Annotated in this window: 13 protein-coding genes and 1 riboswitch; of the genes, 3 read left to right on the top strand and 10 right to left on the bottom strand. The window is 29.2% G+C overall.

The window, feature by feature from the left end; translation table 11 throughout:
* Positions 1–115 precede the first annotated feature (115 nt).
* On the top strand, positions 116–820 hold the full coding sequence (locus tag H2684_RS08690; RefSeq protein ID WP_182089008.1) for a DUF2225 domain-containing protein: 705 nt from the start codon (positions 116–118) through the stop codon (positions 818–820).
* Between the two features lie 90 nt (positions 821–910).
* Here H2684_RS08690 and H2684_RS08695 read toward each other — a convergent pair whose 3' ends face one another.
* From H2684_RS08695 to H2684_RS08710, 4 genes are all read right to left on the bottom strand, one after another.
* On the bottom strand, positions 911–1,597 hold the full coding sequence (locus tag H2684_RS08695) for a metallophosphoesterase (protein ID WP_182089009.1): 687 nt from the start codon (positions 1,595–1,597) through the stop codon (positions 911–913).
* Positions 1,598–1,649: 52 nt separating this feature from the next.
* Positions 1,650–1,913 carry an EscU/YscU/HrcU family type III secretion system export apparatus switch protein gene (locus H2684_RS08700; RefSeq protein WP_182089010.1) on the bottom strand — a complete coding sequence of 88 codons (264 nt, stop codon included), beginning with the start codon at positions 1,911–1,913 and terminating at the stop codon, positions 1,650–1,652.
* A gap of 16 nt (positions 1,914–1,929) precedes the next feature.
* Positions 1,930–3,570 carry a hypothetical protein gene (locus H2684_RS08705; protein WP_243159307.1) on the bottom strand — a complete coding sequence of 547 codons (1,641 nt, stop codon included), beginning with the start codon at positions 3,568–3,570 and terminating at the stop codon, positions 1,930–1,932.
* A gap of 132 nt (positions 3,571–3,702) precedes the next feature.
* Positions 3,703–4,317: an ECF transporter S component gene (locus H2684_RS08710; protein WP_182089011.1), complete on the bottom strand. Its 615-nt coding sequence runs from the start codon at positions 4,315–4,317 to the stop codon at positions 3,703–3,705.
* 107 nt (positions 4,318–4,424) lie between these two features.
* Positions 4,425–4,540: riboswitch (FMN riboswitch) on the bottom strand.
* Positions 4,541–4,754: 214 nt separating this feature from the next.
* Here H2684_RS08710 and H2684_RS08715 point away from each other — a divergent pair.
* Complete coding sequence (locus H2684_RS08715) at positions 4,755–5,051, top strand: thioredoxin family protein (protein WP_182089012.1); 297 nt, start codon at positions 4,755–4,757, stop codon at positions 5,049–5,051.
* Between the two features lie 71 nt (positions 5,052–5,122).
* Here the strand turns inward: H2684_RS08715 and H2684_RS08720 are convergent, their stop codons facing one another.
* Positions 5,123–7,276 (bottom strand): Tex family protein, encoded by a 2,154-nt coding sequence (locus H2684_RS08720; protein ID WP_182089013.1) that lies wholly within the window; start codon positions 7,274–7,276, stop codon positions 5,123–5,125.
* 133 nt (positions 7,277–7,409) lie between these two features.
* Here H2684_RS08720 and H2684_RS08725 point away from each other — a divergent pair, with 133 nt between their 5' ends.
* A complete protein-coding gene (locus H2684_RS08725; RefSeq protein WP_182089014.1) occupies positions 7,410–8,750 on the top strand; it encodes a M28 family metallopeptidase in 1,341 nt (446 codons plus the stop codon).
* A 48-nt stretch (positions 8,751–8,798) separates the two neighbouring features.
* On the opposite strand, the gene prfB is transcribed toward H2684_RS08725, so the two are convergent.
* The 5 genes from prfB to H2684_RS08750 all read right to left on the bottom strand — a co-directional run bounded on the left by prfB (position 8,799) and on the right by H2684_RS08750 (position 15,153).
* Positions 8,799–9,906, bottom strand: a protein-coding gene (gene prfB / locus H2684_RS08730; protein WP_182089015.1) for a peptide chain release factor 2 whose coding sequence is annotated in 2 segments (ribosomal slippage) — positions 8,799–9,827 and positions 9,829–9,906 — 1,107 coding nt in all. Because the reading frame shifts where the segments join, the coding sequence is not laid out codon by codon here.
* A gap of 41 nt (positions 9,907–9,947) precedes the next feature.
* Entirely contained in the window at positions 9,948–12,509 is a 2,562-nt protein-coding gene (secA, locus tag H2684_RS08735; protein WP_182089016.1) for a preprotein translocase subunit SecA, read from the bottom strand.
* 195 nt (positions 12,510–12,704) lie between these two features.
* The gene (gene raiA, locus H2684_RS08740) at positions 12,705–13,235 is read right to left on the bottom strand and encodes a ribosome-associated translation inhibitor RaiA (RefSeq protein WP_182089017.1); all 531 of its coding nucleotides are present in this window, start codon (positions 13,233–13,235) and stop codon (positions 12,705–12,707) included.
* Between the two features lie 755 nt (positions 13,236–13,990).
* On the bottom strand, positions 13,991–14,671 hold the full coding sequence (locus H2684_RS08745; RefSeq protein WP_182089018.1) for a ComF family protein: 681 nt from the start codon (positions 14,669–14,671) through the stop codon (positions 13,991–13,993).
* The gene (locus tag H2684_RS08750) at positions 14,644–15,153 is read right to left on the bottom strand and encodes a hypothetical protein (protein ID WP_182089019.1); all 510 of its coding nucleotides are present in this window, start codon (positions 15,151–15,153) and stop codon (positions 14,644–14,646) included. The genes H2684_RS08745 and H2684_RS08750 overlap by 28 nt, the downstream gene beginning before the upstream one ends.
* Positions 15,154–15,305 lie beyond the last annotated feature (152 nt).

Consider the following 15,305-nt stretch of genomic DNA (forward strand, 5'->3'; position numbering starts at 1 on the left):
ACTAAAATAATTTTATAATAAAAAACATACAAAATCAAAAATATATTAAAAACACTTACAGAATTTTTGATATAATTAAATTATACTATTACTATTGGAAAAGGTGGAATCTTAAATGTCCGAAAATGAATATAGTTCAATTTTATATAATCCGAAAGAACAAATTCATATGCTGTATGATAAGAAAGTAACCTGTCCTGTATGTGGAACAGAATTTAAAGCGCGATCTATAAAAAAAGGGTCTTATAGAATTCTTGGTAGGGATTCTGACTTTTTTATAAGATATTCAAAAATAAGTCCTTATTTCTATGATGTATGGGTATGTGATGAATGTGGATATTCAGCTATAAAAACAGATTTTAAAAAAATACATGATAGAGATACTGAAATAATAAAGGAGAAAATTTCTTCTAAATGGCGACCTAAAAATTATCCTCAAGTCTATAACATAGATATTGCTATTCAAAGATACAAACTTTCTCTTTTAAATTACTATGTTTTAAATTCAAAAAGTAGTAAAAAGGCAATTAATTGCTTAAAACTTGCCTGGATGTATAGACTTAAAGAAGACAATAAAAAGGAACAGGACTTTTTAAAAAAGGCACTTGAAAACCTTTCTAAGGCATATTACAATGAACAATCTCCAATATACGGAATGGATAGCTTTACTATAATGTATCTTATAGGTGAATTAACAAGACGTACTGGAAATGAAGAGGACTCCATTATTTGGTTTAGCAAAGTAATAACCTCAAGAACATGTCCATCAAGAATCAAAAACCTAGCAAGAGATCAAAAAGATTTAATAAAATCTAAATAGATAGATTTATAAATAAATTGTTAAATAAAAAGAGGACATAATTATTTCACACAATATATGTCCTCAATCTATGTATTTAAAAATAATATTTTAAATTATCTTTATAGGATCAAAGTCTATATTATCGCAAGATGTTAGTATATATTCTACACCATCAATATTTCCAACTACTGCTTTTGAAAGTGCATCACCATGAATATGTCCATATATTACCTTTTTTACTCCATATTCTTTAAATACATCTATAAATCCTGAATCAATAAATTTTTCTCCTATAGGTGGATAATGCATCATTACAATAAATTTATTATAACCTTCTCTCACTGCAGAATTTAAAGAATTTTTTAGTCTTAATATTTCTCTATTATAAATTTTCTCGTCATGACTTGTAAAATTCTCACTTCCAGGACAAATCCAACCCCTTGTACCACATATAGCATAATCCTCATATGTAAAAAAATTATTTTGAATAAAATCCATATCCGAATACAAATTATTCAATTTAGTTATACTGGTCCACCAATAGTCATGATTGCCCTTAACAAATATTTTTCTCCCTGGCAATTCATGAACCCATTTTAAATCCATAAGACCACTATCCATATGCATGGCCCAAGATATATCTCCAGATATTAAAACAGTATCAGTTTTTTCTATTTTTTTTGTCCAATTTGCATATATTTTTTTATCATGTTCAAACCATGAATCCCCAAATACATCCATTGGCTTACTTCCACTTACATCTAAATGTAAGTCAGATATAGCAAATAAACTCACTCAATCACCTCTACACAACCTATATCTATAATATTTTAAAACTCAAAACTTATCATTTAATTATATTATTATCTATCTCAACTATATAAGCTATTACTCTTGCAACAGCATCATACAATTCAAAGGGTATATTATCTCCTACATCTACATTTACTAAAAGATTAGCAAGTTCTTTATCATATACTATAGGCACATTTGACTCTGATGCTTTCTTCAATATATTATCAGCTATTTGACCAATGCCAGCAGCACTAACTATTGGCGCCTTATAATTTGAATCATATTTTAAAGCAGCTGCTTTTTTTCTTTCATCCATAATCTATACCTCACAATTATGCTCTAGTATTTATAGTTCCTATTTCACTGTCCTGAAAAAAATCTCTACATGTAGATATATTCATCTCTTCAATTTTCTCATCAAAATCAATATCTATATTATATCCTAAGTCAGATAAGCTCTCCAGTATTTTTTCTCCATAGGCCTTTAAAAAGTTTATAAATTTCTTTTCACTTTTTATATTTATATCCATATTTTTATCCTTGACAGTTAAATAAGCATCAACAATACCTAGGTTTTTTGTACTTATAGATGCAGCTATTTTAACATTTGTACTGTCAATTTTCTTCCCTCTTTTTCTGTCATCTTTTATTATAAATTTGAATCCATAATTATTATTATTAAATTGAAAAGGAAGATCCATGTAATAATAGGAATTAGATATTGTATTAAAAATGCGAAAATCATTCATATTGTTATTTAATATATTTATAGCATCAGAATTTACAGTATTATTTGAACTTTTATCGTCTGTATTTTGCATTACCTTATTTATTGTGTCTTCCATTTCATGAGTCTTTAAGTTTATTTGCTCTTTTATATTATTAGCAATATTATTTATAAGATTTTTTAACACTAGGTTAGAATTTTTTTCAGGTACATTTAAGCCTTTATTCACATCTATACTGCTTGGGATTTCCTCTTGATTTTTTACACTTTTAAATCTATCTGAAATGTCTTTCTCTATATTAACTTTACCCTTATCTTGCTGATTTTTTATAGGTTCAACGGTATCTTTTTTCACTTGTTTTTCACCTATATCATCTTTTACTGGGGCTATTTCTGATGTATCAGCATTTTTATAGGTTTTATCAATATTTTTCTGCAGTATATTAACATAATTTTCATTTTTCTCTTTAGTATTTATAAACGTATCTATAGATGATTTAGAAGAACTTTGTAATTTATTTGTATCTAATTTAAATGCCTTACTTAAATCATTAATTTTTTTATATATAGTAGATGATTTTTTAAATACTCTGTTAAAACTTTCTATATTTTCACTGTTTATATCTATATTATTTTCAATAAAAGTAAGTACATCTTTAATATCTATTTTTTTTAGATTGTTAAAAAATTTTTTCAAAACCTTAGTTACATTTTCTCCTTCACTGCTATCAGGTGTTATATTTCTACTTAAAAGGTATTTTTGAATAAATGAATCTTCTTCTCTAGTATCTGTTTTAATTTTATCCATAAATTCTACAAGACTTTTTATATTAGATATATTTTCCTTAGTAAGTGGTATTTCATATTTTACCATACTTTTGATAATTTCATAGTCACTATTACTTAAATCTAAAGATTTTTCCTTTATAAAAGATGCTATGGCATCTTTTATATTATCAGGTGATTTTTGATTTTTTCCAACAATTTTTAACTTTAGCTTTCCATTTTCAAAACCATCAACCTGAAATTTTAGCAATTTATTTTTAGATATATCACTTGGATTTTCTATATCCGCAGAAAACTTCCACCCATCTAAAAGTTTTAACAATACACTTTGAGATTCCTTATTTAATTCTATAACTCTAGCTAAAAACTTCTCTCCTACTTCAAAGGAGAGTTTAGTGGATATTTTTTTATTGTTAACACTATAGGTGCTGTTTATATTCCATATTCCTGCCAAATCCATCACCCTTTATATAAAATACTTTTTCTAAACAAATCCTTATTTATTTATCGTACATAAATTCAATTTTATAAATAAAAAAATCCAGCACTTACACACAAGTACCGGACTTCTATTTCTATAATTAGCCATTAACTAAGCAACTTGTTTACCATCTGCATGTTCACCTTTAAGCACAGGTGCAACACTTTTATAAACCACTAAAGTAAGACCTGTTAATAAAATTCCTTTTAATATATTAAAAGGTGCAATAGACCAAAGTATTAAAGTTCCAATTCCTGTAATGTTACCATTTATCCTTGATGCTATATCCACCATTTGACTTATAGGAAAATTAAACGCTTTTTCATAAAGAGGCAAAAGCACAAAATAATTTAAAACACATGCTGAAATTGTCATTGCAATTGTACCAACTATAAGACCTACAACTGCATTTAACTTTGACTTTTTAAATTTATATATAACTCCAGCTGTAGTTACAAAAACAGACCCTATTATAAAATTTGCCAATTCACCTACAAAAGCAGTTTGACTTGCAAATATTCCATGAAGTATGTTTTTTAACAATTCTATCATAATTCCAGCCCATGGTCCAAGTGCAAAAGTTCCAATTAAAGCAGGCATATCACTTATATCTATTTTTATAAATGATGGGAAAATCGGCAGTGCAAATTCAAAGAACATAAGTACAGTACCAATGACTCCAAGTAGCGATATTTTTACAAGTCTGTTCAATTTACTATTTTTCATAATTAACACCCTCCTAATTTTAAGTATAATCTTCTGATATACTTTAAAGGGTAATAAAGCATAATAAAAAGCTCTAACAAAAGTCAGGGCTCATAAAATTACTATACTTTATACTTCTTCCATCCAGACTATACTGTCGGCTTCGGAGTTTCACCGAATCATACCATTTAGGCTCGCGGGCTATACCGCCGGTGGGGACTTACACCCCGCCCTGAAGATTATATTTTAACTATGATAAAATTATAACACTTTTCTATTCAAAAATCAATTGATTTCAATAGTAATGAATAATTTTTTAATAATTTATTACAAAGTATTACAAAAATAAACTATATTAAATTAATCTATGGAAAAAGATTATTTTTTAATATATAATAAACGTATAAAATAAACACAATAAAATATATTAAAATTTTTAAGAAGTTAGGTGATTATAGATGAAGCAAGTATATATGTTTATAACAAGTTGGTGTCCGTATTGTAGTCAAGCGCTAAATTGGATGAATGAACTTAAAGATGAAAATCCCGAATATTCAAAGGTTAACATCAAAATAATAGATGAAGAAAAAAATCCTGAAATAGCTAAGTTGTTTGATTATTACTATGTTCCTACATATTTCATTGACAAGAAAAAGGTACACGAAGGTGTTCCGTCAAAAGAAATTATAAGGAAAGTATTTAAAGAGGCCTTGGACTCTTCTTTAACTCCAGAAAATATAAATTTACCAAATTAGATATATTAAATTAATTTGATAAATATCAAACTGTATCAAAACAGTGGTTTAGTTTTGATACAGTTTTTAATTTACTTCATGCTAAGTGCAATTCTCTTTCTCTTTTCATCTACACTTAGAACTGTTACATTTACCACGTCACCTACTTTAACCACATCAAGAGGATGTTTTACAAATTTATTTGATAGTTCACTTATATGCACTAACCCATCTTGGTGAACACCAATGTCAACAAAGGCACCAAAATCTGCTACATTTCTTACAGTTCCGGTTAATTTCATACCTGGCTTCAATTGATTCATATCTATAATTCCTGTCTTAAGTATAGGTTTTGGAAGCTGTTCTCTTGGATCTCTCCCTGGTTTTTTTAGTTCTTTTATTATATCTTTCAAAGTTGGTATCCCTGAATCAAGTTTCTCAGAAAGAGTGCCTATGCCTATTTTTTGAACTCTGTCATCTATATCATAAAGTTCTCCTCTCTTTAAGTTTTCTATACTGTATCCAAGAATTTTTAAAAGAGATTTTGCAACATCATAAGATTCCGGATGAACAGAAGTGTTGTCAAGTGGTTCACTACTTTCCATTACCCTCAAAAAGCCTGCACACTGCTCAAATGCTTTAGCTCCTAATCTTTTAACTTTTAAAAGTTCTTTTCTACTTTTAAACTTTCCGTTAATTTCCCTGTATTCTACAATATTATTAGCTATAGATGTGTTTATTCCAGATATATATGATAGAAGCGATGGAGTTGCTATATTTAGATCCACGCCTACACTATTTACACAGTCCTCTACTACTCCTTTTAATGATTGATCTAACTTCTTAGGAGCAATATCGTGTTGATACTGCCCAACACCTATAGACTTAGGATCTATCTTTACAAGCTCTGCCAATGGATCTTGAAGCCTTCTTCCTATTGATATGGCTCCCCTTAAAGATACATTTACATCTGGATAATCTTTAGCTGCAAGTTCTGATGCAGAATAGACAGATGCTCCTGCCTCCGACACTATTACATAGTAGAGCTCTTTTTGTCTTTCCTCTTTTACTTCATTTATAAGTCTTGCTATTATCTCTTCTGATTCCCTACTTGCAGTTCCATTTCCAAGAGAAATCACATCTACATCATACTTATAAACTAACTCCTTTAAAGTCTTTATTGAACCTTCAACATCATTTTGTGGTGCAGTAGCATATACTATAGCTGTATCTAAAAGTTTTCCTGTGTCATCTAAAACCGCTATCTTACATCCGTTTCTAAACCCTGGATCATACCCCATTACATTCTTTCCTTTTATAGGTGGCTGCATTAAAAGTGCCTTTAGATTTGCTTTAAATATTTTTATAGCACTATCTTCACCAATATCTGTAAGTTCAGATCTTATCTCCCTTTCAATAGAAGGATATATAAGTCTTTTTAAAGAATCCTCTATGCTTTTTTCTATATAGATATCTGTTACAGGATTATTTTTAAGGCACTTTCTTTTTAAATATTCAATTATTCTATCCATATCACATTTTATTTTTACAGATAGTACTTTATCTTTTTCTCCTCTATTTATAGCAAGTATTCTATGTGGTGGAATTTTATTTACAGGCTCACTATAATCATAATACATCTCATAGGGTGTAGGCTCCTCACTTTTTCCTGTTGTTTCAATTAATCCATTATCACGAACAAATTTTCTTATCCACTTTCTGTATTCAGCTTCATCAGATATTACTTCACTTATTATATCCATAGCCCCAGATAGAGCATCATATACAGATTCCACTCCTTTTTCTGGATTTACAAATTTTTCTGCATAGGAATTTATATCTTCTGTAAAATCCCCATCTAATATGACATCAGAAAGCAGTTTTAGCCCCTTCTCTTTTGCAATTGTAGCTCTAGTTCTCTTTTTAGGTTTATAAGGTCTATATATATCTTCAACTTCTGTTATTGTTGTACACTTTTCTATAGATTTTTTTAATTCAGCTGTAAGTTTTCCCTGTTCACCTATTATCCTTATTACATCTTCTTTTCTGCTTTCCAAATTTCTAAGATATAAAAGTCTATCGAAAAGCTTTCTTAAAACCACATCACTCATACTTCCAGTTAATTCTTTTCTGTATCTAGCAATAAAAGGTAAAGTATTACCTGAATCTATCAACTTTACTACATTGTTTATATATTTTTTATCTATGCCTAGCTCTAACGATAATATATCTGCTATTTCTGTCATTTGTTCCTCCTTGGTTATTGTTTTATATGAAGTCAAATAAATACTCAACTAAAAATATATTACAACAGTTATATGCACTTTTGCAAATTAATATATATTTATATATACAACAATATTTTAGGAGTAATCATAGTTGAAAAAATTCATACTCTCTACACTTGTAACAGTATTTTGTTTAGCAAGTTCACTAAGTTTTCAAAATCTCTACTCTATAAAACCATTAAATTCAGCAGAAGTTAAAAACACTATCTCCTATTTGTCTTCAGATAGCTTTAATGGAAGACTAGCAGGAACACTTGAAAATTACGCAACAGCATATTTTATAAAAGACTACTTCAAGAGCCAATCTATTAAACCTTATGATAAAAAATACTTTGAAAGTTTCAGTGTACTATATCCTAAAAAGATAGATGGCAGCCCAATGCTGTCAATTCAAGATAAAAATGGGTTTATAATAAAAAAATATAAATACGGAATAGATTATAAAGAAGACATGTTAAATTTTAGGAATAATAATGTATCATTTGATAAAAACAATATTGTTTCATGGAAGGGAAACAGTTTTCAGGTGCAAGATGGCAGTGATTATTTTTTATTTTACAATCCTAGAAATGACAACTTAAATTTCAGAAGTTCTTTTATGGCAAACTCTACTCAATCAATGTATATAATGATAAAAAAAAGTGTATCAAAGGAAATTAAAGATTATTTAAATTTAGGATATAAAGTAAATTGTTTTATACCTTTTAAAAGCCAATTTACCTCTATTTACAACGTTATAGGTTATATAAAAGGTAAAAACCCATCTCTTCCTCCTCTTATATTGTCTGCACATTTTGATCATCTAGGAAGTGACGTATCAGGTACTACTTATAGCGGAGCTCTTGACAATGCTTCTGGTACTTCATTTTTGCTAAGTCTTGTAAAATACATCAATTCCCTTGGCAGCCCAGAAAGAAACATAATAATTGCTTCTTTTAACGCTGAGGAATTAGGATGCTTAGGTTCAAAATCATTTGTAAAAAAATATAAGCAAAACTTAAAAGGTTCAAAAGTAATAAACTTTGACATGATAGGAAGTGATAGAAATGTTCCTATTTCTATAATTGGAGGAAAGTGGGATAGTAAAAATTCAAGTCTTGTAAAAGAAGTTGCCAATATTTGCACTAAAGAAAATCAAAACTTTAGCTATATTTTTGAAAATTCAAGTGATCATGGATACTTTAGAGCTTATGGAATAGATGCAATTACTTTATCTGATGAAGATACTTCAAGAATACATACACCTTCAGATAAGATAAATCATATAAGTGAAAAATCTATAGACAGATGCTTTGACATAGTTTCAAGAGAAATAAATAGCTTTGCATTTAATAATAACCCATTTCTTATATATTATAAACAAATTTTCATTGCTTCCATTTGTTCTCTATTAATTATAAGTTTAATATACTTAAAATCATCTAAATTCTAAATATAATTTAAAAGAGCAATAATGTAAAAAATACTGCTCTTTTAAAAGTTATTTTGCTTTTTGGTTTAAATATGCAATTATAAAATTATCTATATTCCCATCCATTACTGAATTTACATTTGTATTTTCTTCTCCAGTTCTATGATCTTTTACCATAGTATATGGCTGAAATACATAGGATCTTATCTGACTTCCCCAACCCATATCTTTCAATTCTCCTGTTAGGTCTTCTATTTTATCCTTATGGGCTCTTTCTTTGAGTTCTACAAGTTTTGCCTTCAACATAAAAATTGCAGTTTCTCTATTCTGATACTGACTTCTCTCATTCTGACATTGAACTATTATGCCAGTAGGAATATGAGTTATTCTTACTGCAGACTCAGTTTTATTTACATGCTGTCCACCGGCTCCACTTGATCTATAGGTATCTATTTTTAGATCATCTGGCTTTATATCTATATCTTGTTCCTTAGTAAGCTCTGGCAAAACCTCAACAGATGCAAAAGAAGTTTGCCTTTTACCATTTGCATTGAAAGGCGATATTCTAACTAGCCTATGTATACCCTTTTCAGCTTTTAAATATCCATAGGCAAATTCACCTATCACTTTTAATGAAACACTTTTTATACCTGCATCTTCAGCAGGAAAGATATCCAGAACTTCCACCTTATAACCTGACTTTTCAGCCCACCTAGTATACATCCTAAAGAGCATATCAGTCCAATCCTGTGCATCTGTTCCTCCTGCTCCTACATGAAGGTTAAGTATAGCATTATTTTTATCATACTCTCCAGATAACAAAAGTTTTATTTTAAATTTTTTAAGAACACTTTCGATATCCTTAACTTCATTTACAATATCTTCTACTGAATCTATATCTTCTTCTTCTGCAGCCATCTGTGCAAGTACTTCTACATCTTCTATTCTCTCATTTAACTTAACATATGAGTTTATTTTTTCATTTAACAGTTTTTCTTCATAACATATTTTTTGTGCCTCTTCAGGATTATCCCAAAATCCTTGCTCTTGCATTTTCATCTGAAGTTCCTGTATTTTAATTTTACAATTATCTAAGTCAAAGAGACTCCTTTACTTCAATTAGTGATTTTTTCAATGAATTTATTTTAAATAATACTTCTTCTAATTCAACTATCATACAATCACTCCATCTAATAAAAATAAATAATTAAGTAATTATTATCCATTATTATTTACTACTCTTCCACAGCAGTTTTTATACTTTTTTCCACTTCCACAAGGACATGGATCATTTCTTCCTACTGTTTTTTTCTTCCTTATAGGTTTTCTCTTAACAGGTTCTCCTCCACCTTGATTTGTACTTACATTTTTAGCAACTCTTTCTCTCTCTGGCGCTTTCTCAATTTTTACATGGAACAAGTACTTTATAGTATCCAATTTAATATTGTAGATCATCTCATCAAACATTTGACTACCTTCAAACTGATATGCTTGAGCAGGTTGCTGTTGTCTATATGCTCTAAGTCCTATAGCCCTTTTTAAATGTTCCATATCATCTATATGATCCATCCATCTCGTATCAACTACCTTAAGAAGTATAACCCTCTCTATTTCTCTCATTTGCTCTGGAGTAAATTCTTCTTCTTTTTCTTTATATATTTTTTTACCTAGCTCAACATACTTATCTATTATTTCCTCATCAGTAAGTTTAACTATATCATCAAATTTAACTGCATCTTTAGGAACATAAATTTCTTCCATATAACTTATAAGTTTTTGAATTTCCTCTTCAAATTCATCTTCTTCACCAGATATATGAGAGTGTACAATCTCCTCAACTAAACTCTCAAGCATATTCTCAATCTGTTCTTTAAGATCTATTCCTTCTAGTACTTCTGATCTCTGCTTGTAAATTATCTCTCTCTGCTTATTTATTACATCATCATACTGTAAGAGTGTCTTTCTTATATCAAAGTTATTTCCTTCTACTTTCTTTTGTGCATTTTCTATTGCATTTGTAACCATCTTACTCTCTATAGCTTCATCTTCTGCTAACCCAAGTTTATCTACCATTCCTTGAAGTCTATCAGAACCAAATATTCTCATTAAATCATCTTCAAGAGAAACATAAAATCTTGACTCTCCAGGATCCCCTTGACGTCCAGAACGTCCTCTAAGCTGATTGTCAATTCTTCTTGATTCATGTCTTTCAGTTCCTATTATCTTAAGGCCACCTAATTTTACAACTCCCTTTCCAAGCTTTATATCAGTACCACGTCCTGCCATATTAGTAGCAATAGTTACAGAACCAGCTTCACCTGCATGGGAAATTATTTCGGCTTCTTTTTCATGATATTTTGCATTTAACACCTGATGAGGTACACCTCGTTTTTTAAGCATATCAGATAGAAGCTCTGATTTTTCTATGCTTACTGTACCTACAAGAACTGGCTGACCTTTTTTATAAGTATTATATATTTCATCAGCTATAGCTTTAAATTTACCCTTGGCTGTTTTATATACTAAATCAGGTAAATCCTTTCTTATTACTGGTTTATGTGTAGGAATTACTATTACATCTAATCCATATATTTCTCTAAACTCATTTTCTTCAGTCTGTGCTGTACCTGTCATACCTGAAAGTTTATTAAACATTCTAAAGTAGTTCTGATAAGTTATTGTAGCAAGAGTTTTTGACTCTCTCTCTACCCTTACACCCTCTTTAGCTTCTATTGCCTGATGAAGTCCATCGCTGTATCTTCTTCCTTCCATCATTCTTCCTGTAAATTCATCAACGATTAATACTTCTCCATTTCTAACCATATAATCTTTATCACGTTTCATTATATAGTTTGCCTTTAATGCCTGAACAACATGGTGTTGAAGTTCCATATTCTCTGGATCTGCATAGTTTTCCAAATTAAAAAACTTTTCTGCCTTTTCTATACCACGGGATGTAAGCAATACTGCATTTGCCTTTTCATCTACTATGAAATCACCTTTATCTTTTTCGTCTTCTATTTTTTCATCAACATCTTTTTGCTTTTTTAACGTCTTTGCAAAATGATCTGCTACTTTGTAAAATTCAGTTGACTTTTCACCTTCTCCTGAAATTATAAGAGGAGTTCTAGCCTCATCAATTAAAATTGAGTCAACCTCATCTACTATAGCAAAATTCAATTTTCTTTGAACTCGCTCTTCTTTATATACAACCATATTATCTCTCAAGTAGTCAAAACCGAACTCACTATTAGTTCCATAAGTTATATCACAATTATAAGCTTCTTGCCTCTGTGATTGATCCATATCATGCAATATAACCCCTACTTTAAGTCCTAGTGCCTCATATATAGGTGCCATGGAATCCCTATCTCTTTTTGCCAAATAATCATTTACGGTAACTATATGTACTCCATCACCTGTAAGTGCATTTAAATAAGCCGGTGCAGTTGCAACTAAAGTTTTACCTTCACCAGTTTTCATTTCAGCTATTCTACCTTGATGAAGTACAACTCCACCTATAAGCTGCTCTTTATAATGCTTTAAACCAATAGTTCTGTAAGCTGTTTCTCTAACTACTGCAAAAGCTTCTGGCAATATATCATCTAGAGTTTCTCCATTTTTTAATCTTTCTTTAAATTCATCAGTTTTAGCTCGCAATTCACTATCATCTAATTTTTGCATGCTTTCATCTAATTTATCTATTTTCTCTACTATAGGAATAATTCTCTTTACCTCTCTGTCACTATACGAGCCAAATATTTTTTGCAAAAGTTTCATTATTTTCATCCTCACATGTAATTTTATATATTTATACTTTATAAATTATATCACCTAATTATATGGCATTCAACTAATTAAAAAATAGTTTACCCTAGTTTAATAATTGTTTCAAATCCTCTATATGGGTATGCTTTATTATTAAATTATACATAACAAAAGAGGAAGCTTTTTTACTTCCTCTTAGTAAGTAACTTAAAATTCAGGCTCTATAAGGCCATAATCTCCATCTTTTCTCTTATAAACAACATTTACTTCTCCACTTTCTGCAGACTGGTACACAAAGAAATTGTGTCCTAAAAGTTCCATTTGAAGAACAGCTTCTTCTGCATCCATTGGCTTTATAGCAAACTTTTTAGTTTTAACTATCTTATTTTCTTTCTTTTCATTGTCCTTTTGATCAGGTATAAATTTAAATTTCAATGATTCTGAAGAACGTTTTCTTTTAAGTAGTTTAGTTTTTTGCTTTCTTATCTGACCTTCTAATTTATCTAGAACCAAATCAATTGAAGCATACATGTCATCATTTTTCTCTTCGCCTCTAAGTATAACTCCGCCAAATGGAATCGTAACTTCTACAATCTGTGAATTTTTTTGTACACTTAATGTAACATGTGCTTCTACACCAGGGTTGAAATACTTATCCAACTTGGAAAGCTTTTTTTCCACTGTGTTTTTCAATGCATCAGTTACCACGATATTTTTTCCTTTTACAGTTATTTTCATATTCCCAGCCCCTCTCTTTTGTACCCATATGTTTATAATAATCATCTAAACACTTATTTTTAATATAGGTGTTATATTTATAAGATAGATGTTGTTACTAATATCTGTTTAATTATATTTTAATACTGTTTAATATAAAATACAATACTATAACAATAATTAAAAAGTTTTGCATATTTTTCATTATAATCAATCTGATATATATTATTTTGCTCACTAAATAAAAATTTAATTCATAAATCTCTAGTATAATAATTTTATTTTTACACATTATATTTATATAAGGTTATCAATTGTATTGATACTGCCTTTATGCTGAAGACAAAAATATTCAGTGATTAAACCTTCATCAAATTTTTTAATATTTTATACTCCTTTTTTTAATCATTTATAGAGAATATATCTTCACCATTAATTGCTATATAAGGGTACTCACACTACCCTTATTTTTTTCCAATTAACAATAAAATTTATCAACATTTTTGATAAACTTTATTGAAATATAAAAATAGCAACCTAAGAAAGGTTGCTATTTTGCAGGGTTAGTTGACCTGGTCTTTGACCCCACACTCGCCTGCTGGAGCTTTTGCTACCCAGATTTAACTTCTCACTACTCACTCTCTCGTAATATCTTACGGCAGGACTTACTTCTAAACCGCACCATGCTCGCTAGATATTTTATCTAACTTACGTGGATCGTTTCGCCTGCGACTGGCATCGACTTTCAACCACAAACCTAACCTTAACATATTAAATTATACCTCACTTTTTGCTCCAGTCAATATAATAATATTTTTAGCTCCACACTTTTTTAATTCAAGTGCTGAATGAAATGCAGTAGCACCCGTAGTTATAACATCATCAACTAATAAAATATTTTTATTTTCAACAAGTTTTCTGTCAATAATTTTAAAACTACCTTTTATATTTTTCCATCTATCTATTTTATTCAATCCTATTTGATCTTTAGTAGCTCTAGTCTTTATCAAACATGAAACAACAGGCTTTTCTGTGTACTTATTTAAAATTTTTGCAATATATTTTCCTTGATTGTATCCTCTTTTTCTTAGATCTTTCCTTAACATAGGAATATAGGTTATAATATCAAACTCCAAATTATTCCGCTTTATTACATCATACATATAATCTGCTATTACTCTTCCTGCCCTAAAGGAACTCTTGTACTTTAACTTAATTACAAGCTCCACCATAGGTCCAGAATAATAAGCTGCACTATAGCAATAAAATTTTATATCTCCTGATTTTATCTCAATTACATCCCTACAAGGCATAATCTTTTTTGAACAGCAATGGCAAATAAATTCATCAGAGTAAATATCATTCCCACAGAGTATGCATTTACCATCATCACAATATATAATTGAAAGTACACAATCTTTAATAAATTCTATACACTTAACAATCCCATATTCCATGCTTCTTTATTAAAATTTCTAGTTATATTTTTTGCCTTTTCCATGTCTTCAGTTTCACGATTGGCTAAAAATATAACTTCTCCTTTTAAATCTTTTTCACCTCTTACTACACTTCCACACAAATATACAAACTTTTTATAAGTAAACTTTGAATTATCAGCAAAATAAACCATTATATCAGTATTTTTCATATTTGGCATAAAGCTTTCAAAACTATCTGTAATAAGAACTGCATTTCCTGAATTCAAAAATTTTGAAATACTCTTTTCATCTGATTTATCGTATAAATACAGTTTATTTTCCAATAAATTATTTAGATACTCCTTTATATAAGAAGATATCTTTTTTATATTTTTTTCCTTTGGAACAAATATCATAATCTTTCTTCCAGTGGTTATAGACCATTTTAAATAATCATAAACAACAAATGGAATACATTTATTTATATCAAGCCTTGTAAGTATTGTCCTTGGTTCAATCATAGGCACTCTATTCCCTTTTACAGGGAATACTATACATTTACAATTTGGAATTACTTCCTCAATAGAATAGACAATAATAGATATGAGCATAATTAAAAAATTAAATACAAGAAAAAGGAAATATTATAGATTGAAAAATAAAAGTTAAAAAT

This window comes from Clostridium sp. cel8 (genome assembly GCF_014050525.1).
Taxonomy (GTDB): Bacteria; Bacillota; Clostridia; order Clostridiales; family Clostridiaceae; genus Clostridium_B.

What these genes read in the sequence shown, in the direction of transcription:
- H2684_RS08690 (WP_182089008.1), top strand. Translation starts at nt 116, where the DNA reads ATGTCCGAAAATGAATATAGTTCAATTTTATATAATCCGAAAGAACAA.
- H2684_RS08700 (WP_182089010.1), bottom strand. Translation starts at nt 1,913, where the DNA reads ATGGATGAAAGAAAAAAAGCAGCTGCTTTAAAATATGATTCAAATTAT.
- H2684_RS08705 (WP_243159307.1), bottom strand. Translation starts at nt 3,570, where the DNA reads ATGGATTTGGCAGGAATATGGAATATAAACAGCACCTATAGTGTTAAC.
- H2684_RS08710 (WP_182089011.1), bottom strand. Translation starts at nt 4,317, where the DNA reads ATGAAAAATAGTAAATTGAACAGACTTGTAAAAATATCGCTACTTGGA.
- H2684_RS08715 (WP_182089012.1), top strand. Translation starts at nt 4,755, where the DNA reads ATGAAGCAAGTATATATGTTTATAACAAGTTGGTGTCCGTATTGTAGT.
- H2684_RS08720 (WP_182089013.1), bottom strand. Translation starts at nt 7,276, where the DNA reads ATGACAGAAATAGCAGATATATTATCGTTAGAGCTAGGCATAGATAAA.
- secA (WP_182089016.1), bottom strand. Translation starts at nt 12,509, where the DNA reads ATGAAACTTTTGCAAAAAATATTTGGCTCGTATAGTGACAGAGAGGTA.
- raiA (WP_182089017.1), bottom strand. Translation starts at nt 13,235, where the DNA reads ATGAAAATAACTGTAAAAGGAAAAAATATCGTGGTAACTGATGCATTG.
- H2684_RS08745 (WP_182089018.1), bottom strand. Translation starts at nt 14,671, where the DNA reads ATGGAATATGGGATTGTTAAGTGTATAGAATTTATTAAAGATTGTGTA.
- H2684_RS08750 (WP_182089019.1), bottom strand. Translation starts at nt 15,153, where the DNA reads ATGATTGAACCAAGGACAATACTTACAAGGCTTGATATAAATAAATGT.